The organism is Thermostichus sp. MS-CIW-26 (assembly GCF_054059115.1).
Window position 1 is genome coordinate 1 of sequence record NZ_JBSSBV010000034.1, and the last position, 21268, is coordinate 21268.

General features: G+C 57.9%; 21 protein-coding genes and 1 pseudogene. 11 read left to right on the forward strand and 11 right to left on the reverse strand.

From position 1 onward, the window contains the following. Positions 1–260 precede the first annotated feature (260 nt). Positions 261–2231: a serine/threonine protein kinase gene (locus ACVWZU_RS10630; protein ID WP_457444824.1), complete on the reverse strand. Its 1971-nt coding sequence runs from the start codon at positions 2229–2231 to the stop codon at positions 261–263. Positions 2232–2367: 136 nt separating this feature from the next. On the opposite strand from ACVWZU_RS10630, the gene ACVWZU_RS10635 reads away from it, so the two are divergent. After that, a complete protein-coding gene (locus tag ACVWZU_RS10635; RefSeq protein ID WP_011433458.1) occupies positions 2368–3249 on the forward strand; it encodes an inositol monophosphatase family protein in 882 nt (293 codons plus the stop codon). On the opposite strand, the gene ACVWZU_RS10640 is transcribed toward ACVWZU_RS10635, so the two are convergent. Together ACVWZU_RS10640 and hemE are read right to left on the reverse strand one after the other, a co-directional pair. After that, a complete protein-coding gene (locus ACVWZU_RS10640) occupies positions 3204–4187 on the reverse strand; it encodes a glycosyltransferase family 2 protein (protein ID WP_011433457.1) in 984 nt (327 codons plus the stop codon). The two genes, ACVWZU_RS10635 and ACVWZU_RS10640, sit on opposite strands and share 46 nt — an antisense overlap. A 77-nt stretch (positions 4188–4264) precedes the next feature. Further along, a complete protein-coding gene (gene hemE, locus ACVWZU_RS10645; RefSeq protein ID WP_457444826.1) occupies positions 4265–5365 on the reverse strand; it encodes a uroporphyrinogen decarboxylase in 1101 nt (366 codons plus the stop codon). 243 nt (positions 5366–5608) lie between these two features. Here hemE and crtE point away from each other — a divergent pair, with 243 nt between their 5' ends. From crtE to ACVWZU_RS10665, 4 genes are read left to right on the forward strand one after another with little or no spacing between them, the layout of a single operon-like run. Next, entirely contained in the window at positions 5609–6502 is an 894-nt protein-coding gene (gene crtE / locus ACVWZU_RS10650) for a geranylgeranyl diphosphate synthase CrtE (protein WP_414328882.1), read from the forward strand. Positions 6503–6552: 50 nt separating this feature from the next. Beyond that, positions 6553–7035, forward strand: coding sequence for a divergent PAP2 family protein (locus ACVWZU_RS10655; RefSeq protein WP_414328881.1), 483 nt, complete (start codon positions 6553–6555; stop codon positions 7033–7035). 42 nt (positions 7036–7077) lie between these two features. Further along, positions 7078–7686, forward strand: a complete 609-nt coding sequence (locus ACVWZU_RS10660; RefSeq protein ID WP_457444828.1) for a hypothetical protein — start codon at positions 7078–7080, stop codon at positions 7684–7686. Between the two features lie 45 nt (positions 7687–7731). Next, positions 7732–8574 (forward strand): SirB1 family protein, encoded by an 843-nt coding sequence (locus tag ACVWZU_RS10665; RefSeq protein ID WP_414350903.1) that lies wholly within the window; start codon positions 7732–7734, stop codon positions 8572–8574. Positions 8575–8663: 89 nt separating this feature from the next. On the opposite strand, the gene ACVWZU_RS10670 is transcribed toward ACVWZU_RS10665, so the two are convergent. Both ACVWZU_RS10670 and ACVWZU_RS10675 read right to left on the reverse strand, forming a co-directional pair. After that, complete coding sequence (locus ACVWZU_RS10670) at positions 8664–8846, reverse strand: hypothetical protein (protein WP_457444830.1); 183 nt, start codon at positions 8844–8846, stop codon at positions 8664–8666. Positions 8847–9046: 200 nt separating this feature from the next. After that, positions 9047–10102: a TauD/TfdA family dioxygenase gene (locus tag ACVWZU_RS10675; protein ID WP_414421547.1), complete on the reverse strand. Its 1056-nt coding sequence runs from the start codon at positions 10100–10102 to the stop codon at positions 9047–9049. 319 nt (positions 10103–10421) lie between these two features. On the opposite strand from ACVWZU_RS10675, the gene ACVWZU_RS10680 reads away from it, so the two are divergent. After that, positions 10422–11249 (forward strand): DUF1350 family protein, encoded by an 828-nt coding sequence (locus ACVWZU_RS10680; RefSeq protein WP_457444831.1) that lies wholly within the window; start codon positions 10422–10424, stop codon positions 11247–11249. Here ACVWZU_RS10680 and ACVWZU_RS10685 read toward each other — a convergent pair. After that, a complete protein-coding gene (locus ACVWZU_RS10685) occupies positions 11246–11491 on the reverse strand; it encodes a hypothetical protein (protein WP_457444833.1) in 246 nt (81 codons plus the stop codon). The genes ACVWZU_RS10680 and ACVWZU_RS10685 overlap by 4 nt on opposite strands. 178 nt (positions 11492–11669) lie before the next feature. On the opposite strand from ACVWZU_RS10685, the gene ACVWZU_RS10690 reads away from it, so the two are divergent. The 3 genes and pseudogenes from ACVWZU_RS10690 to ACVWZU_RS10700 all read left to right on the forward strand — a co-directional run bounded on the left by ACVWZU_RS10690 (position 11670) and on the right by ACVWZU_RS10700 (position 13355). Beyond that, positions 11670–12863: an RNA-guided endonuclease InsQ/TnpB family protein gene (locus tag ACVWZU_RS10690; RefSeq protein ID WP_457444835.1), complete on the forward strand. Its 1194-nt coding sequence runs from the start codon at positions 11670–11672 to the stop codon at positions 12861–12863. 5 nt (positions 12864–12868) lie between these two features. Next, positions 12869–13066 (forward strand): annotated as a pseudogene (locus ACVWZU_RS10695) (Npun_F0494 family protein); the annotation flags it as partial. Between the two features lie 67 nt (positions 13067–13133). After that, complete coding sequence (locus ACVWZU_RS10700; protein ID WP_457444837.1) at positions 13134–13355, forward strand: hypothetical protein; 222 nt, start codon at positions 13134–13136, stop codon at positions 13353–13355. Positions 13356–13469: 114 nt separating this feature from the next. Here ACVWZU_RS10700 and ACVWZU_RS10705 read toward each other — a convergent pair whose 3' ends face one another. The 4 genes from ACVWZU_RS10705 to ACVWZU_RS10720 form a co-directional block, all read right to left on the reverse strand. Next, positions 13470–14501 carry a hypothetical protein gene (locus ACVWZU_RS10705; RefSeq protein ID WP_457444839.1) on the reverse strand — a complete coding sequence of 344 codons (1032 nt, stop codon included), beginning with the start codon at positions 14499–14501 and terminating at the stop codon, positions 13470–13472. A gap of 357 nt (positions 14502–14858) precedes the next feature. Beyond that, entirely contained in the window at positions 14859–15971 is a 1113-nt protein-coding gene (ribD, locus tag ACVWZU_RS10710; protein WP_457444841.1) for a bifunctional diaminohydroxyphosphoribosylaminopyrimidine deaminase/5-amino-6-(5-phosphoribosylamino)uracil reductase RibD, read from the reverse strand. A gap of 26 nt (positions 15972–15997) precedes the next feature. Beyond that, positions 15998–16192, reverse strand: coding sequence for a hypothetical protein (locus ACVWZU_RS10715; protein WP_011433441.1), 195 nt, complete (start codon positions 16190–16192; stop codon positions 15998–16000). After that, a complete protein-coding gene (locus ACVWZU_RS10720; protein WP_457444843.1) occupies positions 16189–16461 on the reverse strand; it encodes a hypothetical protein in 273 nt (90 codons plus the stop codon). Before ACVWZU_RS10720 ends, ACVWZU_RS10715 begins: the two co-directional genes overlap by 4 nt. A 362-nt stretch (positions 16462–16823) precedes the next feature. Here ACVWZU_RS10720 and ppc point away from each other — a divergent pair, with 362 nt between their 5' ends. Further along, on the forward strand, positions 16824–19760 hold the full coding sequence (ppc, locus tag ACVWZU_RS10725) for a phosphoenolpyruvate carboxylase (protein WP_457444845.1): 2937 nt from the start codon (positions 16824–16826) through the stop codon (positions 19758–19760). A gap of 81 nt (positions 19761–19841) precedes the next feature. On the opposite strand, the gene ACVWZU_RS10730 is transcribed toward ppc, so the two are convergent. Next, positions 19842–20642, reverse strand: coding sequence for a Ycf66 family protein (locus ACVWZU_RS10730; protein WP_414424296.1), 801 nt, complete (start codon positions 20640–20642; stop codon positions 19842–19844). 181 nt (positions 20643–20823) lie between these two features. Here ACVWZU_RS10730 and ACVWZU_RS10735 point away from each other — a divergent pair, with 181 nt between their 5' ends. Beyond that, positions 20824–21225 carry a hypothetical protein gene (locus tag ACVWZU_RS10735; protein ID WP_457441849.1) on the forward strand — a complete coding sequence of 134 codons (402 nt, stop codon included), beginning with the start codon at positions 20824–20826 and terminating at the stop codon, positions 21223–21225. The last annotated feature ends 43 nt before the right edge of the window (positions 21226–21268 follow it).

Here is a 21268-nt window from a genome sequence, read left to right on the forward strand (position 1 = left end):
GGGCCTGTTTTGTTCTCTGGTAGAGCAGAGCAGGCTCAGGGCTACTGAAAGCCCGCTCCGTACCGCTTTAGCGGTCGGAGTCGGGTAGTTTACTAGCTCAAACGACCCTACTCCCTACAACCAGTCGCGTAGCTCTGAGCTGGGGATCTCACGGCGCTCCCCGGTAACCGTGAGAAAAATCGTGAGAAAAATAATGAGCGGTTTTGATTCCTGTCTTTCCCTCTTCTTGAGAGAGAGAACTCAGATGGGATCCCTGTGGGCTAAGGGGCTTGTTGTTGACTTTGAACAGGAGGGATCCGGCGCAAATTCAAAAGCACCATTGCGCTAAGGGGGCGCGTGTTGGCCAGTAGCCCCACGATCAGCAGCAGCCAACTGTTCAAGGTAGTATTGTCCAGCAGCCAACCCATCAACAGAGCCGATCCTGCCCCTTCGGTAACTGCCGCCAAGATCCAAGCCCGGCCACCTTTCCAGCGCTGAGACCACAAGGCCCATTGCAGCCCACCAACGCCGACCCCCACCAGCAAACCGCGCAGCGCATCTCCCATTGCCTGCAAGACATTTTGGAGCCAGGGATCCGTCGGGTTAAAAGCAGAGGTTGCCACCCCCACCTGGGGAGCGAGGAAATCCGCTGCCACCCAACCCAAAGCCGTGGCCAGCAAAGTTGCAGCCACCCATCCCACCGAAACCTGCCGCCGCAACACCAGCCACTGCAGCAGCCCCATCAGCAAGCCAAGGCCGGCTCCAGCCACCGCCCCTTGTAGTGATCCCAAAGCCGCCAGCAGAGGAGCCAATGCCCCCAGCCCCAGGTAGCCGATCCCAGCCGCCCCCAAATTGGCCAAGAGCCAACTCAACGCCGACCCTTTGCCCAGGCGGGGTGCATTCAGGGGTGCATCCAACAGATGAGAGCCGGACTTGCTGTTGACATGTTCTTGCCCAACTTTCTGCTCTACCTCGCGCAGTCCCTGTTCCGCTGAAGGGTTACCCGGCTCCAGCCGCAGCACCCCTTGATAATCCATCTGGGCAAGGCCCCAATGTCCCTGCCGTTGGTGGGCCAGGCCGCGGTAGAGATAGTAGCGGGCTTCGTTGGGGGCGCTCTGGATCAGCTCATTGAGCAGATGGACGGCCATCTTGTACTCGCCTGCCTCGATCAGACTGACCGCCTGCTGGAGCTTTTCTTCCTCAACTGGGGCAGTTCGGGGCTGTTGGGAAGTCGGCTGGCCAAATCCGGTCGGGATCCGCGGGGGGCGAACACCTTGAGGTGAACGAGAGGAATTTGAGGGGACGAACGGGGCAGGAGGGGCAATCTTGTTTCCATAGACAGCCTGTAGCTGCTGGCCGAGCACTTCCATGTTGGCCGGGCGGAGGGCAGGGTCTTTCTCTAGGCACTGGAGGATGACCCTCTCCAGAGCAGCAGGGATGGGGTGGGCTAGCTTGTGGTCTTGGAAGGGGCGGGGCTTTTGAAAGTTGTGGACGTGGTACCAGCCCTGCAAGGTGTCGGTATCCGGCTCGAAGGGCAACGCACCGGTTAACAGCTCGTACAGCACCACCCCCAGGGAATAGATGTCGGAGCGGCCATCCAGCTTTTCTCCGCGCATTTGCTCGGGCGAGGCATAGACCATCGTGCCCAAAAAATAGCCCGTCTGCGTCAGGCCACGAGAGGTCTCCCCCATGAGCTTGGAAATGCCAAAGTCCAGGATCTTGACCCGCTCTTTCCCATCGGGCCCTTTCTGCACAAAGATGTTGCTGGGCTTGATGTCGCGGTGGATGACGCCGCGAATGGAGTGTTTGCCCAGATCCATCTGAAAGTTGTGGGCGTGGTGCAGGGCAGAGCAAATCTGCAGAGCCAAGTTCACCACCCGCTCTGGGTGCAGGGGGCCTTCCCGAGCCAGCACATAGTCCAACCCCTGGCCGCTGTAGGGTTTGGCGTTCAGGTACTCCATCACCAGATAGGGCTGGTTTTGGTACAGGCCGTAAGAGCGCACCTGCACGATGTTGGGGTGCTCGCCCAACAGAGCGCTGACCCTGGCCTCATCCATGAAGCGTTGCTGCAGTTGCTGGTAGTACTCTGGGCCCATGTCCGGTGGCGGCGGGCGCAACAACTTGACGGCCACCAGCTCGTCATTGAGCTGGGTATCCACCGCCTCGAACACATTGCCGTAGCCACCCTCGCTGATGTGGTAGGTCAGCCGGTAGCGGTTGCCAATCAGTTGTCCAATCAGGCGCTGGTTCATGGAGGAGGGCGGCCAGCCGGGGAGTCTACCTATGATTCTAGTCAGCTTAGGGGCTTAAAACCTGCTGGTGAGGGATCCGCTGCCATTGCGACCCCTTTTCCACCCCAAAAGCCAGGGATCCCGCTAGGATTGGGGCATGAGTGCTCCTTCTGCAACTGCTGCTCTATCCCCTTTCTGGCTGGAGGTTACCGAGTTTGCCTTGCAGGCTACGGCCAGCGTGGGATCCCAGCTCTTGGCAGACTTTGGCCAGGCCCACCCTACGGTTCGCGCCAGCGGGACGGAGTCCTTAAAAGCCGACGGCAGCTTGGTAACCTCTTCTGACCAGTGGGCGGATCGCGCTTTTCAAGGGGCCATTGCCGCTGCCTACCCCGATCACGGTTACCTGAGCGAGGAATCCAACCACATTTTTCCCGAGAAGGAGTGGTGTTGGGTAGTGGATCCTTTGGATGGCACCACCAATTTTGCCCGTGGGATCCCCATTTGGGGCAGCTCCTTGGCTTTGCTGCATTGGGGCGTGCCGGTGTTTGGCTGTGTCCATCTGCCGCCCATCCGCCAGACTTTTTACGGTTATTGGCCTCGGTTTCCTGGGGATGCAGCAGCAGGAGCTTTTCTCACCCGCCACGACCGGGATCCCGCCTGTCCCCAGCCAATCCGTCCTAGCACCGCCTCACCCGGCCCCAACCAATTGTTCAATTTCTGTTCCCGCAGCAGCCATTGGATTAGCCCGCAATTCCCTTGCAAAGCGCGGATGTTGGGGGGCGCTGCCTACAACCTGCTGGCGGTGGCCGGTGGCAGCCTTTTGGGGGCGGTAGAACGCTCGCCCAAGATCTGGGATGTGGCGGCAGTGTGGGCCATTGTCAAGGGGGCCGGCGCCGTTTGGGAACCCCTGAGCTGTGCCGATCCGGATCCCGGCCAGCCTCTGATTCCCGGCAAGGATTATGGCCGACTCACTTACCCCGCCCTGGTGGCAGCTCAAGCCGAGTGGATCCCCTTATTTCGCGCCTTCATCGCTCTGTAGCTTTCGTAAACGGCCTGCACGTTGTACCAGTTGAGGAAAAAAATCCGGCACAGCTCCAAGGCCAACTGCGAGCGGCCATGCCGGATCAACCAGCGCAGCAGCGGTTCCACCCGCTTCTCGTTCAGCCAGCCCCCCAGGGATAAAAGGCCCCACAGGAATTGGTGCAGGGGCGTCAGTTGGATCATCAGGCGCACGGCCCAGGTGGGGTGTTTTTGGTAAAAGAGAATACCCATGCGGCCCCGCTGCCGTTCCCGCTCAATCAATCCTGGGATCTGCTGCAGCTCAAAGGGCGGATGCCAGTGGTAGCCGGTGGCCTGGGGGCACTTGACCAGGCGCAGGCCCAAACGTTTTAGCCGCACCCCCAGCTCCAGGTCTTCCCAGCCGTAGAGGTGAAACCGCTCGTCAAAGGGGCCGGCGGGGGTTTCGCAGGCCAGCTCCAACCAATGGCGGGCAATGGCCACGTTGCCGGTGGCGAAAAAGGCTGCCGAAAAATCGGTGGGCTTGAAGGGTTCAGAGCGGGGATCCTGAAAATTGCTGGTGTTGATCACCCGCCCGTAGGTGAAGACCTTAGCCTCGTGGGGGGAGCGGGGATCCCCTGTAACGCCGTGCCGCCGCAGCATCTGGGCGTGGCTGGCCAAGAAGTGATCCACCACCACCAGGTCGCTGTCGATAAAGACGATGAGGGATCCCTGGGCGTGGCGAAACCCCAGGTTGCGGGCAGCGGCGGGGCCGCGGTGCTCCTGCTGCAACAGTTTCCACTGGGGCAAGCCAACGGGGTTGTTCTGCAGCCATTCCACTGTGCCATCGGTGGAGCCATCGTCCACCACCACCACCTCGTAGCCCTCGTAGGGGCCGGGCTGCTGCTGCGCCAGGGCCCGCAGACACTGCTCCAAAATGGGACGGCGGTTGTAGGTGGGAATGATGACGCTGATGTACACCGGGGATCCCTAGGGATGGCTGTACAGCCCTTGAGCAAAAACACCTCAGGGAAGAGGGGTTCCCACTGCCTGTTGGGCTAGAGGGCTTTTAGGAGCTCTGCCGACTGGCGCACCGTCTCGAAAAAGTAATGGACATTGGCCTCTGGAGTGCTTTGGTGAATGCCGTGGCCCAGGTTCATGATATGCCCACGGGATCCGGCTTTTCGAATCACCTCTAGGGTGCGCTGCCGGATGAACTCCGGGGATCCCAGCAACACCATTGGATCCAGATTGCCCTGCACCGCCAGGGATCCCAGGCGGGCCCTGGCCTCTGCCATATCGCTCATCCAATCGAGGCTGAACACGTCGATGCCGGCTTTGCCCACCCGCTCCAGCAAAGCGGCGCTGCCGTTGATGTAGAGGATCAGCGGCACCTGCGGATAGCGAGCTTTCACCTGATCCACAATTTGCTTTTGGTAGGGCAAGGCCCAACACTCGTAATCGGCTGGGCTGAGCTGTCCGGCCCAAGTATCGAACAACTGCACCACCTGGGCACCGCCCTCGATCTGGTAGATCACGTAGCGGGCAATGCTGTCGGCCAGCTTGCTCAGCAACTGATGCAGCAATTGCGGCTGCGCGAAGGCCAAGCTTTTGATGTGGGCATAATCTTTGGAGCTGCGCCCTTCCACGGCATAGCAGGCCAGAGTCCAGGGGGAGCCGACAAACCCCAGCAGCGTCGCTTTTCCTTCCACCTCGCGGCGCAGGGTGCTGAGAATGGTCTTGATAAAGGGCAGACTTTCTTCCGGTTCCAGGAGGCGGATGCGCTCAATTTGGGCTTGGGAACGAATCGGCGGGTCGATGATCGGCCCCTGATGCTCCACCAGCTCAAAGGGGATGCCCATGCCCTCAAGGGGGGTGAGGATATCGCTGAACAGGATCACCCCATCAGGGGCAAAGGCCCGAAACGGTTGCAACGAGATCTCGACGGCCAGCTCCGGGATCTCGCAACGCTGCTTAAAGGTGTACTTGCTTTGCAGCTCGCGGTAGGCCGCCATGTAGCGACCCGCCTGGCGCATCATCCAGACCGGAGGGCGATCCAGCACTTCCCCTCGGGCCGCCCGCAGCAAACGGTCACCCAAGTGCTCCGCACCGCTGGCGGTGGAGGAGGTGGCGCTGAGCTGAACAGGCGAGTGGGACATAGGAGGGCAATCCGGCTAAAGATCCTTATGAATCCTGACATTGTGGCGACAGCAACCGCAAGTTGGCGGCTCAGGATCCCTGCAGTTTCTTCATCGGCTGCAACTTGCTGTTACTTCTTACCCTTTTGGCCTCTGGGCTGGGATCCCCAATTAAAGTGGACATGAGATAATGACACCTGACAAGTCTGTTGAAGAACGGCTCGACAAGGATCCCCCCATTGCCGAGTTGAGAGGAAACCCCGCTTGGTTGCCCAAACCTTTAACCTGAAAGCCTACCTGAGCCAGCGTCAGCAACAGGTGGAAGAAGCTCTCTCTGCAGCTTTGGTTCCCGCCTATCCGGAGCGCATTTACGAGGCGATGCGCTACAGCCTATTGGCAGGGGGGAAGCGCCTCAGGCCGATCCTTTGTCTGGCTGCTTGCGAGTTGGCCGGCGGCACTGTGGAGCAGGCTCTGCCTACCGCCTGTGCCCTGGAAATGATCCACACCATGTCGCTCATCCATGACGACTTGCCGGCCATGGACAATGACGACTTTCGCCGCGGCAAACCCACCAACCACAAGGTGTTCGGCGAAGACATTGCCATCTTGGCGGGAGATGCCCTGCTGGCTTTTGCCTTTGAGCACATTGCCAGCCAAACTCAGGGGGTACCGCCGCAGTTGGTGTTGCAGGTGATTGCCCGCATTGGCCATGCTGTGGCGGCAACCGGTTTGGTAGGGGGGCAGGTGGTGGATCTGGAGTCGGAGGGCAAAGCCATTTCCCTGGAAACTTTGGAGTACATTCACAGCCACAAAACCGGCGCTCTATTGGAAGTCTCGGTGGTTTCGGGAGGGATCCTGGCGGGGGGAGATGAGGAGCTGCTGGACCGCCTGAGCCGCTACGCCCGCGATATTGGCTTGGCCTTTCAGATTGTGGACGACATTTTGGACATCACCGCCACCAGCGAGCAACTGGGCAAAACGGCAGGCAAGGATCAAGCTGCTGCCAAAGCCACCTATCCCAGCTTGTTGGGCCTAGAGGCCTCCCGGCAAAAAGCCGAGGAGCTGATTCAATCGGCCAAGGAAGCGTTGCGCCCCTATGGATCGCGGGCAGAGCCGCTGCTGGCTCTGGCGGACTTCATCACTCGCCGTCAGCATTAGGACAGGACAAGGGGACAAGATCAGATGGGATCCCTGGAGACCCTGCTCGCATGTCTGTGCTGGAGAGCCGTATGCTGCAACAGTTGATGGCCAATCATGTCCTCTGGGTTGCTTTGCTGGCCAGTGTGTTGGCCCAAGCCATCAAGCTGATCCTTTCCTATGTGCGGTCAGGCAAGGTTAACCTGCGAGTCTTGGTGGAAACCGGGGGAATGCCCAGCTCCCACGCAGCGTTGGTGACGGCTTTGTCCATTGGGGTGGGGATGCAGGAAGGCTGGGACAGCCTGCTGTTTGCCGCGACGGTGGTTTTCGCATTGGTGGTGATGTACGATGCCGCGGGGATCCGCCAAGCCGCTGGAAAACAGGCGCGGGTGCTGAATCGCCTCCTGGAAGAATGGTTTGAAGAAAAGGGCGCCGACCGTTTTCCAGAACCCTACCTGAAAGAATTGCTGGGCCACACTCCCGTTCAGGTCATGGCCGGCGCGGCTTTGGGAGCAGCCTGTATCACACTGTCATTTGCCCTGGGAGTAAACTAAGAGCCATTGGGGCACGTTAGAGCAGAAGTACCGCGAGTGGTCATGGCCTCCAGTTCTCAACCTCGTCCGATCCAACGTTGCCCTTCCTGTGGCAAGCCGATCCCAGCCTACCGGTTCAAATCTCCCTACTGCGACCACTGCGGTTGGCGGGCGGCCCCAGCAGCGCAAGCCCCTCAAAAAGGCGAATCCCTGGGCCAGAAAATTGCAGCTCAGGTGGGATCCCAAGGTCAACGCCTCAAGGTGCCCCCTCTGCTACAGCCGCTGCTGAACTTCAACTTTTACCTCTATCTGCTCTGGGGGATCAGCCCTCTGTTTCCGCTGGTGGTGGATCGACCCCTGCTGGCCGAATCCAACTATCTGCTCCTAATCCCGCTTTTGTTGAGCTGGGGGCTGCTTTATTTGGCGGTGCGAGATCTGCCGCTGCCGGACAATTTGCGGCTGCCGCGCCTGTTGTTGGATGTATCGTTCATCCTGCTGCCCTTCTTCCAGAAAATTAATGTGTCCAAAGCCCGCAACCGACCCTATTGGAATGCTCTGCTGATTTGGGTGATCGGGATCCTGCTGCTTGCCGCTTTGCGGCTTTGGAGCTTTAGCCTGCTCCTGACGGCGGTGACCTTGCTGTTGACCAGCTTTTGCACGCTGCTGTTCTGACCGAGATCCTTGCAAAGAACCTCAATATTTAATATTTAACATTTCATGAGCATTCCTGCTGCCCGTCAACGCTTTGCCCTTGAAATCCAATCGGAGCCCATCGATCTGGGTCGGGCGGCCCTCTGGATTGCCCAAGAAGCCTATCCCGATCTGGAGGTGGAAGAGTATGTGGCCGCTCTGGATGAGATGGCCGCAGAGGTGCAAGAGCGCCTTCCCCCGGAGCGTTATCCCCTGCGGGTCATCAAGATCTTGAATCACTATCTCTTTGAGGATCTGGGCTTTCGTGGCAATCGCGAAGATTATTACGACCCACGCAACAGCTTTTTGAACGAAGTGATCGATCGGCGCACCGGGATCCCGATTACGCTGTCGCTGATCTATCTAGAGCTGGCGCGGCGGATCGATTTTCCCATGGCAGGAGTGGGCATGCCCGGCCACTTTTTAATCCGGCCCCTGTTTGCAGGCGCCGAGATTTTTGTGGATCCCTTTCAGCAGGGGGAGATTTTATTTCCAGAAGATTGTCAAGAGCTTTTGTCGCAAATCTACGGGCCTGGGATCCCTTTCCAAGAACACCACCTACGCCCCACCCCTCCCCGCCTGATCTTGGTACGCTTGCTCAACAACCTCAAGCAAATTTATCTGAGCCGCGCCGAACTGGAACCCGCTTTGGCAGCAGCGGAACGGATCTTGTTGTTGATCCCTGAGTCCTTGCCCCACCTAAGGGATCGCGGGCTGTTGTATTATCAGTTGGGCCGTTGGCAGCAAGCCTGCCAGGATCTCAAGCGCTACTTAAAACAGGCGCCTTTCCACCCCGAGATCAATCGCTCTGATGAGCATTTAATCCGGGAAATTGTCGAGAGATTGGAATCTCATCCCGACTCATGCTAGGAGCATGCACAATTGCTCTCAGTTGTGCGTTGTGTAAGTGTGTAAGTTTTGAGCAAGATCTGCCGTCGTTTGCAAGCAAGGCTAGGTTTCTAGCAGGGATCGGAAGCAGCCCTTACCTCTTGGCGCAAAATGGCTTCCACCAGCTTATCCAAAGCCTCTAGATCAGATAGATCATAGTTTTTTTCCCAGAGGATTTGGTTAATGCTGGCCTCCTGCTGCAGAGTTAAAACCGAAGATTGTAAAACCTCATCGATGATCTGGCGAATGCTCATCTTAACCTCGCAATCGTGAGAAGAATTGATGGCTTTGGCTCATAAGCCTAGAATGCTGGAAACGCTCTGCGATAGCCATCGTGAGGATCACGTATTTTGACATCAGAATCTGGGGCGACTCGTCCAAACCCTTTCGGGGAAATCGCCAATAGTACTTTTACGGACTTGAGCTATGGATGGCGCTGAAGTCTGCGAACTTCTCAGGATCTTCTGAGACAGACCTGCTCCCCATTGAGGGCAGCTTGGGCCTCATCATCTGTTGCGAAGGCGGTGCGAATGATGCGCTCACCGGGATGGCGATCCCCTGCCGAAAGGCCGAGATCCCGCACCACAAATGAGCGCTGGATCCAGCGGTCGAAGCCATCGTAGCGGGGAGAGAAGGCAGTCCGTCCGTGAACGGTGCGGCGATTGTCAATACAGAGCAGATCCCCTGTTTCCAGCTTGATGCCTCGGTAGACAGCGTGGATTCCCTTCCTCAGGGCTTCTAGAGCCAGACTGGCTTCGGGGGTGAGCCCCACCATCAGGTCTTCGTCGTAGTTCCAGAAGGGATCCTCTCGACGGCCATACAACACCGGCAAAATGGGTCCATTGATCAGGGCTTGCCGGTTGCCGAAGGAGTAGTCGATGCCAGTGCGATACAGGGGTTCAAACAGCAGCTCCCGCTCTCGCTCTCCTAGCAGAGGCAGGACATGACGGATGCTGGCGTAGGTGGTTTCCGCCACACGATCATGGTCGGGGCGCAGGCAAAACAGCAGCAAAAACTCCGGTGAGTGGGGATGAAAAACCGTCTCGCGGTGAAACTGTAGCCGAGTGCGGGATCCCTCGGAAGATTGCACCTCTTCGCTGTCGGGAGTAGGCACCAAGTTTTGAAACAGATCCCCGTTTTTTTCTTGGATGTAGGAGACCAAATGCCCCAAGCGGCTGCCGATCATTGCCAAGCAGCGTTCGCTGACAAAAGTGGTTTTCTCCTCAGAGCGCTGCGCCAGAGCCGGTGTGCGGGTATGGTCTAGTCCGGGATCCACGGGCAAGCCCCGCAGCAGCAGGATCCCTTCCGAATTGGAATACAACTGAAACTCCAGCAAGGCCCGCCGCAGATAACGGGGCAGCTCATCTGCCCGCATCTCGCAGTCCAGGAGAAATTCTTCTGTTTCCCGATAGGGATCGGGCCCAGGTGCCAAAAACAGATTTATCGTCTTTTCATCAAAGCCCCGACAATCGATCAGCAGGCATCCTTTTGCAAGCTGTGAAGTCTTCATCACGATCCCTCACCACCCACTGCCCTAGTCATAGCAGCCGCAGCAACTTTTGGGCAGGGATCCTACACTCAAAACCCAATCTCGGCGAGTGTAGCGCACTACCCTTCGGTGCTAGAACCTCAGTCTGAGGCGGGGCAGAGTTTTGCTTGCTGCATCAGAAGTTAACTGGGGATCCCCATGTCTGGGCAAGATGTCCATTAGGATGAGTTCCAGGGGCTGGCCAGCGCGGGGAACCGGCGTAAAGTGGGCAAAGTGGGATCTGCCGAGCGCTGGGTTATGGGGAAAGCTTCAACAAACTCGCAGGCGAGGTTGCAACACCATGGCACCAACTTGGCAAACGGATGGGCACACTTGGTTCCTTCTGCCCCCTCAACCCCGCGCCGTCGTTCACTTTCTGGGTGGAGCTTTTGTGGGAGCTGCCCCGCAAGTGTTCTACAGCCGCCTGCTGGAAGAACTGGCCCGTATGGGCATGGCCGTTGTTGCCACCCCCTACACCACCGATATCGATCACGCCCAACTGGCGCTCAACGCAGCCCAATCTTTGCACAGAAGCCTGCAAAGCAAGGGTTTGCTGGAGTTGCCCCTGTTTGGTTTGGGTCATAGCCTGGGCTGTAAGTTGCAGATCCTCTCTTGTCTAGCCGTTCCTTCTCTGGGATCCCAGCGGCGAGGCAATATTTTCCTGGCCTACAGCAATGCCGGGCTAGATCGGGCTTTGCCATTGCTGCGGCTGTTGGCTCAAGCTTGGCCTCAACAACAGCTCGCCGATCTGTGGCGGATGTGGATGGGATCCTCCTCGCCACCTGTGAATCTGTGGTTAGAGTTCGAGCCTTCCCCAGCAGAAACCAACCGCTTAATTGAGGAGCAGTATCCGGTTAGACACAACCTGCTCGTAGAATTTCGACAGGATGATATTGACGACATTCCTCTGCTCTACCAGCAGCTTTGCCGCAAGTATCAAGGCTATACCGAGTGGCAGCATCTCGAGGGGGATCACCTCACTCCACTGGGTTTTAGCTATCCTTTCCAAGTCGGGGAGGAGTTCAGCCCCATCGATGCTTTTGGACAGTTGATCTACCAGAACCTACTGGCCCCCAACCACCAGATGATTCGAAGCATTCAAGCCTGGCTAGCAACCCAATTGGCCTAGTCAAGCCAGCTCAGATCGGAGAGCAGATCTTGAGAGTAAGGGGAGGAAGGTTGCGCTTGCAGATGAAACAACATCTGCAGGGTATCGCTCATCAAAAAGTAACAGGTCAAGACGCCGCCGGCAGCCACAGCCACCAGTGTCCCTGCCAACATGCGCGAGAACTCCTGACTCTGAAAAGCCTGCTCCATCAAGCGCAGCGCCCAGAATCCCAGGAGGACAACAATGGCAAGGATGATCAACATATCGTAATTTATTGTAACAAGCCTGCTGCTCAACGGCCATTGACAGAATTGAATAAGAACATAAGGACTCCCCTTGTCCCTCATGCTCCATGACTCTGAGTCAGCTAGAAATCGCAGGAGCCCCGCACTGTACCCATAGGGTCAGTGTCGGGAGGAATGCGGAAGTTATGATAGAACCATGACCCAAGTCCTGACCGTCCCCTGCAAGCTCAAGGTGTCCCAGTCGCAAGCCGCAAAGTTGGATGCGACAATGGATGCCTTTGTGCAGGCGTTGAACTGGGTCAACCAAAACACACCAGAAAAAGTAGTCAACGCAGTCAAACTCCAGTCCCTTTGCTATTACCAGATTCGCGCTCGGTTTGGCTTGTCCAGTAACTTGGCCCAGCAGGTCTGCAGACGGCTGGCCGGTGCCCGTAAAGTTGCCCAACAGAAAAACCGTCCGGTCAAAGCGTTCAAGAGAGGCTTTGCGACCTACGATGCCCGTATCTTTTCGTTTCGCGAGAAAGACTGGACGGTGTCACTGACCACGGTGGAGGGTCGGGAGCGCTTTGGGCTGGCGATTGGCCGCTACCAGAGAGAACAGTTGGCGGGCTCCAACCCCAAATCCGCCACTCTGGTCAAGCGCAAAGACGGTTCCTACTCCATTCAAATCTGTGTGGAAGCGGAGCCATCCCCACCGCAACGCACGGATAGAGTGCTGGGGGTGGATTTGGGAAGGACGGATATTGCTCATACGTCAGAAGGGGATAACTGGAATGGACAGCAGTTGAATCGAATCCGAGACCACTACTCCAAGCTGAGGGCGGCACTCCAACGCAAAGCCAGTAAGGGCACACGCAGTTCGCGGCGCAGATGCAGAGAACTGTTGCAACGGCTGTCTGGCAAGGAGAGGCGCTTTCAGGCGTGGGTCAATCATCGCATCTCCAAAGCTATTGTCTCTAGGGCAAAAGCTACCAACAGCGCTATTGCCCTGGAAGACCTGACAGGGATCCGGGAGCGCATCAACCAACAACCCCGCAGTAAAACTGAACGGCGCAGGGCCAACAGTTGGGCGTTTTATCAACTCCGTCAATTTTTGGAGTACAAGGCTCTGCGTGCGGGGGTTGCTCTGATTCTTGTTCCGCCTGCCTACACGTCGCAGACCTGCCACCGGTGTTTGCACATTCATCCCGACCCTGCGCAATCCTATCGCAGTGGAAAGAAGTTTAAGTGTGGACACTGTGGATGGGAAGGGGATGCGGATTTGAATGGTGCGAATGTGATTGCGCTTTTGGGGGCTGTCGTAAACCAGCCTAGAGGTTCGTGGTTGGCTTGCCAACTGCAGGGCTACCGAAAGCCCGCCCTGTACTGCGAAGCAGTCAGGGTCGGGTAGTTTACGAGCTGATGTGGCTGATTCAGGTGGGGCTGTTGCGACGGGAAGTGGATGGGCAGGGGATCACCGACCGGTACCGTCTGGCACCTCTGGGTCGGCAGTTGTTGCAAGATCTGGAGAGGGATGAAACTTTTGCCGGGATCTCGGCAAGCTGGGCAGACCACCTGCAGAATAGGCTGACCCGCTGGCGGCTGCTTCCCTGAGGATCCCCTACACTGGATCCAACGTTCAACGCTGCTCTCGAGGGGGGATATGGTACGGCCAAGGTTGATGCGTGCGCCCAGATCCCTGGCACTCCAACGTCCACTCCAAACCTCTTTGCAGCGGCGCAGCCAAGCAATTAACCGGCGCAGCAAGTCTATCTACCGCAAAACCCGCTCCCTCTACCGACGCAACTTGCCCCTTTATCTGCGCAATTTGCTGTTGCAATACCGCACCAGCCTTATCTACAACCTCAAAGCCAGGCCTGTCAGCAGAACCCGTCGAGGATAGCAAGCCCCCCTCTGGATCCCAGCACAACAGTCTTCACCCCGTCGGAGTTGGTGATGGAGATTGTCCACCCCCAAGCCTGTGTAACCCCGTAGGAGGGGTACTTCTTGCAGGAGACTATTGGATTGTGAAGCGGCCATCTCCCACCTTCTCGCCATTGACATGAATCTCGACGCGGTAGCGGCCGGTGTAGGGTTGGCTGAAGCTCAGAAAGCCTCGCACGGTATCGGCCAAGGGATCCCAGGGAACATCGAGCTTGCGGATTAGTTGCTCGCCCCCGGCTTCTCCGCCCTCGTAGTACCAGAGTATCTCCACCTTGGCGTTGACAGGAAGGTTGCCCACCGGCAAGATGGCCCAGATCAAGGTGTCGGTGGTCTTGAACTCGGTTGTGGCCTCGCCAGGGCTGCCGTCCCCCCGACCTCGGTACAGGCCGATTGTCTTTAGCCCCGCCTCTTTGGGGATCTCTCCGCTGTAGGCACGGGCATCCGCCTGCGCTTCCTGACCTAGGCGATCCAGCTCGGCCAGCAAATCTTCCTGCTGCTTCAGGGCATCGGTTGCTTCCTGCAGCCACCGGGCGATCTGCCGCTCTGCGGTTGGGGCTTCCGAAACCGGGGAAGAAGGCTGTGCAATCGCCCCGCTGAGGTTGCGAATGGGAAAACCCTGAGCTGTCCCCACCTCGCTGCCCAGTAAGTTCAGCCAGCGGCTTCGCACTTCGGACGTCATCTCTGGCTTTGCGGCATAGGCAATGCGCACACTGCCGCTTGGGCCTCGGGTGATCCGGCCAATCTCATGTTCCTCAACTCCACTCACCGTTCCACGACAGCCAGCACTGCGAAACTCGTAGAGCACATCTTCTTCGCTCTCCCGATGGAACTCCCAAGTCGTTTGGGGACAGTTGGCCAGGAGGTTGTCCCGCATGTGGTTGGCGAGAAAGCGCGGCGATCCCTCGACATGAACGTCCATGACGGAGAGCATTTCTCTCCAAGAGGCCAAGCTCTCTCCGGGCCGTGTGAGAAGGGTTAGAGTAACCCCTTCTAGGACTTGATGATCGGCGAAAACCCACTCCCCTGGATCCCCCTCGATGACGACGTTTCCCGATGGGCTGAGGAAAGCGGATGCAAACAGCAGGCTGGCAAAAAGATTCAACACAATGCCCTTCCTTATCCTGGGATTTGTACTTGAAAATGAGATAGGACGACTTTCAAGCCGCTCACTGGGCAAGCAAAGAAGGGCTGGACAAAGAGGCTAGAGTCTTCGTCGTTGCCGTTTGCAAGGCTCACCTCAGGAAAATCTCGATAGATCCCTACAGCTTGATTTTGCTGACCTTACCAAAACGTCAATTGACCCCCCCAAAACATTGACCAGCCTAGCACAATTGAGCTCAATTCTGAACCCCACTTTGCAGAAATGCCGTGTTTTTCTGATGAGTATATCCATTTACATTGAACAGATATCAGCCTGTTCGTTCAGAAACCTGAAGCTCCCTGTATGGCAATCGAAAGCTGGTCACTTTAGTAGGTTACTGTGGCCAACTGAAGAGGAGATCTTTCCGATGATCAACCAGTTATCCCCCAAGGTCTCCAGCCGGGGCTCCACCAGTTGCCAGCTTTGGTTGACATCAGGGATCCCCTCGCCTGCTACCGGGGTTGGCGCATCGGCTCCCCCCAGGATCTTGGGAGCGATGAAGGCGGCTACTTTCTGGATCGCCCCATCTTTGAGGGCTGCCCAGGCCAGCGTGCCCCCGCATTCCCAGAGGGCACTCAGACACCCCCGCTGAAAGAGCACCTGTGCCGCCCGCGAGGGGGTTACTTGGGGCAGATGCAGCAGCTCCACCCCCTGCTTGGCCAGGGATCCCCACAAAGGATGGGTTGCCACAGCTTCTGTGATCACCAACGTCGGCGCTTCTTCCACCTGCCACAGATGGGCGACGGGAGGTAGGTTCAGGGAACGGCTGAGGACCACCCGCAACGGCTGGGATCCCTGCAACTCCGCCAGGCGACAGGTGAGGCGCGGGTTATCCTGCCAAACGGTTCGGGATCCAACGATGACGGCATCATGCCAGGCCCGCTGTTGGTGTACCCACTGCCGCGCCGGAGAGTTGCTGATCCAGCGGCTGTGGCCGGTGGCGGCGGCGCTCTTGCCATCCAGGGTCATGGCGTATTTCAGCAGGCCGAAACACTGTTGCCGCACAATGGCGAAGGCAAACCCCTCGTTCAGCTCCTGGCACTCCCGCTCCAGCACTCCCACCGTCACGTCGATCCCCGCCTCCTGCAGGCGGCGGATCCCTTTGCCGGCCACCAAGGGATTGGGATCCTGCATCCCCACCACCACCCGCCGGATCCCGGCAGCTAGGATGGCCTCGGTACAGGGAGGGGTACGGCCATAGTGGTTGCAGGGCTCCAGGTTGACGTAGAGCGTTGCCCCTCTGGCCAGGGATCCCGCCTGTTGCAGAGCCAACACCTCCGCATGGGGCTGCCCTGCCCCCGGATGAACGCCTTCCCCCACCACCCGATCCCCCTGCACGATCACGCAACTCACCCGCGGATTGGGAGAGGGACGCTGAGGTGTGGAACGGGCCAGGGATAGACACCGTTCCATCCACTGCTGATCCGAAATCATAAAATGGGCATCCGCTCCAGAGCGGCTCAAGCCGGTGACAAGGCTGCCAACTTGCGGTTGAAAGCTGCAATTGCCTTGGATTCTAGCTCTGCCACCTGCAATGCGTAGTCGCGGGCACGGGCCTTTTGTTCGTTGCTGACAATCTCTCCCGAACGCAGGCGATCCAACAAATCGAAGGGATCCAACACCTCATCCATCGGGAAGCGGCCCAGATGAATCATGATCGGCAGGCATATTCTTCGCCAAGAATCAGAGCGGAAGTGAGCGTGGGTGATTCCCTCTCTCCCAGCTTGAGGGTGGGGCGAGCCTTGAGGCCAACCACCACCTGGCGATGGGCCTCGATCACTGCTCTGGCCCGATCCAGATCTTGATTTTTCCAATCCACAGCCAGCCTGAGGCGGTGGGCGATGAAATCCGCAGTGGCGATGTAGAGCAGAGAAGGATCAAAGCATAAACCCGCGTCTGGGCAGTTGACGCCACCGTTGCACAAAACGCCGGGAAGGTGATCCCCGCCTCCACCACCGTGGTCACCCCTGAGCGGATCCCCGCCTCATCCGCCGGCAGACAAAAATCCCCCACCGACGTGAAAACCCAGTTGCCCGATTTTGTCCAATCCCTGGTCGGGATCCAGCAGATGTGCGTTGATAAACAGGGTGGCAGCCACCAGAACTCCTGTCAACAAGGCGTTAGACCGGTATTGCGACAAGGTAAAACACTTTTTTCTTGCAATTTGTAGGCTCAACTACAAAATCCGACGCGGAGAAGACCGCAATCTGAGCGTGATACCTGCTACATCTGCCGTTTCGACAAACAGGCTCTAATATTGGGATGGTTATTCTAGGAGCTGCCTTCATGACCTCTTCCCCCCACCTGACCGCTGCAGAGGGGGCAGCGGGTTCTACCAACGGGCTGAAGGAGGCATCCCTGTTTGGGGAACGGGATCCCTTGGCCCATTCCCTTCAAGTCAACGAAGCCTTCAACCGCAGGAACAACCTGTTGAACCGTCGCCTGCAATTGGTGGAAGAACTCTGGGAATCGGTGATCCTGCAGGAGTGCGGTCAGTCTCTGGTGGATCTGTTGCAGCGACTGCGTTCCATGTGTTCCCCAGAAGGACAAGCCCTAGAGTACCCGATCCCAGAGGTACTACAAATTATCGAGTACCTCAGCCTCGACGCCACCATCCAAACGGCACGGGCCTTTGCCCTCTTCTTCCAGTTGATCAACATTGTTGAACAGCACTACGAACGGGCAGAAGACTCGGACATGCGCATGGTGGATAGCCAACAACGTACCGTGCGAGAAAACGAAAAATTTGAACGGCTGTTCCCTTACCTGCGGGCTCAAGGGGTGCCGCCGGGCCTACTGCGCAGATTGCTGGAGCAGTTGCACATTCGCATGGTTTTTACCGCCCACCCCACTGAGATCGTCCGCCACACCATTCGCGAGAAGCAACGGGCCTTCTCTCGCCTGCTCGGCCAACTGGATTGGGCAGAACAAACCCAGCCTTTGCAGGCCCAGATGATAAAAGAACAGATGGCGGAAGAAGTCTTGCTTTGGTGGCGTACCGACGAGTTGCATCAGTCCAAGCCGACTGTTTTGAACGAAGTCGATTACACCTTGCACTATTTTGAAGAGGTGTTGTTTCAGGCCATCCCCCTGCTGCACGAGTACCTCAGCCGCAGCCTGAAAAAAGCTTTTCCCAGCGTCGAGCCGCCGCCGGCAGGATTTTGCAACTTCGGCTCGTGGGTAGGCGGGGATCGGGATGGCAACCCTTCCGTCACCGCCGATGTTACCTGGCAAACGGCTCGCTATCAGCGCAACCTCATCCTGGGCAAGTACATCGAATCGGTGAAGGCTCTCACCAAAACCCTGAGCATTTCCCTGCACTGGGGGGATGTGGACAGCCAACTGCTGGATGCCCTTGAGCAGGATCACCGCCTCATGCCCGAGGTTTACGAATCGTTTTCGCTGCAATACCGCCAAGAGCCCTACCGCCTCAAGCTCAGCTACATTCAGCGGCGGCTGGAGTTAACGCGGGAGCGCAATCGCAACTTGGCCGACTCCGCTTGTTTGCCCACCCCTCCCCCCGTGGACAACGCCTATGCCAACGCAGAAGAATTTCTGGCCGACTTGCAGCTTATCCAGAAAAGCTTGAAAAACAGCGGCCTTTCCTGCCGTCAGTTGGATCATCTCATTCAACAGGTACAGGTGTTTGGCTTTCACCTGGCCCATCTGGATATCCGCCAAGACAGCAGCTACCACGAAGCCGCTCTCACGGAGATTTTCGAGTACCTGCGCATTTTGCCGCGTCCCTACAACGAGATGACGGAAGAGGAAAAAACCGCCTTTCTCCTGCAGGAGCTACAAACCCGTCGGCCTCTGATACCGCTGGAGATCGCCTTTTCCGAGAAAACGGCAGAGCTGATCGCCACCTTTCGCACCCTGCGCCGCATGCAGCAGGAATTCGGCTTGGCCATTTGCCAAACCTATGTAATCAGCATGAGCCGCCAGTTAAGCGACCTGTTGGAGGTGCTGCTGATGGCCAAGGAGGTGGGTCTCTACGATCCCATCAGTGGTCGCGGATCCCTGGCGGTGGTGCCGCTGTTTGAGACCGTCGAAGACCTGAAGCGGGCCCCGGAAGTTTTGCGGCAGTTGCTGGAGATCCCTTTCTATCGCCAGTACTTGGCTCAGCAGGGAAATCTGCAGGAGGTGATGCTGGGCTACTCCGACAGCAACAAAGATTCCGGCTTTTTGAGCAGCAACTGGGAGATTTACAAGGCTCAACAACGCCTGCAGACGGTGGCCGAATCCTATGGCGTGAAGCTGCAAATCTTCCATGGCCGGGGTGGTTCGGTGGGCCGTGGGGGGGGCCCGGCTTACGAGGCCATCTTGGCTCAGCCAGGGCGCAGTGTGGGGGGCCGCATCAAAATTACCGAACAGGGAGAGGTGCTGGCCTCCAAGTATTCCCTCCAGGATCTGGCCATTTTTAACCTGGAAACCGTCACCAGCGCCGTGATCCAGGCCAGCCTACTGCGCACCTACCCCAACGATCTGCACGAGTGGTCGCGCCTAATGGAATCCTTGGCGGATCGCTCCCGGCAGGTGTATCGCAACCTGGTCTACGAGCAGGAAGGTTTTGTGGAGTTTTTCCACGAGGTCACCCCCATTGAAGAGATCAGCCAACTGCAGATCAGCTCCCGTCCTGCCCGCCGCAGCGGCAGCCAGAAGGATATTGGATCCCTGCGGGCCATTCCCTGGGTATTCAGTTGGACGCAAAGCCGCTTTCTCCTGCCGGCCTGGTATGGAGTTGGCACCGCCCTACAAGAATACGTGGCCAAGGGCGAGCACAACCTCAACCACCTGCAGCACCTCTATCGCGAATGGCCTTTCTTCCGCATGGTGATCTCCAAAGTGGAGATGACTCTGGCCAAGGTGGATCTGCAAATAGCGCGTCACTACGTGCGGGAGATGAGCTCTCCAGAGCGTCTAGAGCGGGCGATGGAGCTGTTTGAGTGTATTGCCCAAGAAATGCACCGTACTCGCACAATAGTGCTGCAGATTACGGGCCACAGCGAACTGTTGGAGAACGACCCTTATTTGAAGCGCTCGGTGCAGTTGCGCAACCGCTCTATTGTGCCCTTGGGCTTTATTCAAGTCTCTCTCCTCAAGCGCCTGCGGGAGCGTCAGGGATCCCGCACCGGACGAACACGCTACGACCGAGCTGAACTTCTGCGTGGAGCTTTACTTACCATTAACGGCATTGCCGCCGGGATGCGCAACACGGGCTGAGGGATCCAACCGGATTCACCACACCTCCCAAGCAAGGCTGGCGCTGTCCCTATTGAGTTTCAGAGCAGTGTCGAGAGCCTATCAGAACAGATCGTCATCATACTCTTCTGGCTCCACTTCTACTGGCTCTACTTCGACAACGCGGCGGGAAGGACGGCGGGGGGGCTCATCTGCGTAGCTTTCCCCTTGGTCTTGGGGCAACCGTGGGGGACGGCGACGAGTAGCTGTACCTGTGCTGCGCTCTTCCTGCACATCCACATCCTCTGGATACTCTTCGGTGGCAGGACGACGGGGGCGGCGGGCCTCTGGCGGCGGTGCTGGTTCATCGTAGTCCGTATCCTGACGCGGGCGGACTCCTGGCTCCTCGTAATACTCATCCCCTTCGGGTCGGCGGCGGGGACGCACACGGGTATCGCTGGTCAGTTGGGGCCGCGGGCGACGGCTCGGCTCTGCGCTGCCTTCGGGAATGGAGCGGGTGGAGGAGGTGTCGCGAATACGGGATCCCTCGGCTCGAGTGGAAACCGTGCGTCCTTGGGCATAGCCATCCGGGGGATAGGTGCGGCTGAAGCCTTGCCGCCGAACGGTCGGACGAGCCCCGCCCACCTGCCGTGCTTTTTCGCTTAAGAGAATCCGCAAACGGAAGGTTTCGATGGCAAACCAGCCGGCCATCACCGCCAACAGCACCTGGGCAAAGAACAGCAACGGAATGAGCCGCTGACCTTCCAAGAGCAAACAGACGGAATAGATCAGGCCCATCGTGGCAAAAATCACGTCGTACTCAGCGGAGGCCTCGCGCTTGATGAACCGAACCGCGAAGATGGCTCCACTGGCAATCGCCACCAGCGCTGCCATCAAAAAGTAGGGGCTTTGGGTGAGAAACATGCCAGGGATCCCTAAACGATGAAGACGGGAGAGCGTTGAGCCTTATCCATTCCACAGCCGATCCTAGCATTGATCCTCCTGGTGGCACGGACAACAAAACCCAGGTTTGGGTGTAGGGACGGGATCCCTCTTCAATAAAAGGGATCGGTGCTAAAATCGGCAGCATCTTCCTGCATGTTCCATGCTGTATCTGGCACGGGTACACAAAAAAAGTCTCTTCGGCCAGGGGGAGCTGCAGCTCTTGGCCCGGCAGGCCGAGGACGGGGTTTGGATGCCGCTGCGCAAGCCAGAAGGGGTCACCTGCAAAGAGGTTGGCCCTTACAACATTGGGGTGTTGCTGCTGGTTGAGCTTTCAGAAGAGCGGCAGGTACGGCGGGTGGAAGAGGCAGCCATGAAGCTGGTGGAGATGTTGCACAACCTATCCCGAACCCACAGTCTGGTGGATCTGTCGGAGATTGAAAGCTGGCGGCAATCCTTGACTCGGCAAAGCCAAGAGCTGAGCCGTCGCGAAGCAGAGGTGGCCGCTCGCCAAGAGCGACTGCAACAGTGGGAAAACCGTCTGCGAGAAAAACTATCCTCCTGAGTTCTCAAACTATAGTCGTTTCGGGTTAGGGTGAGACGCCTGG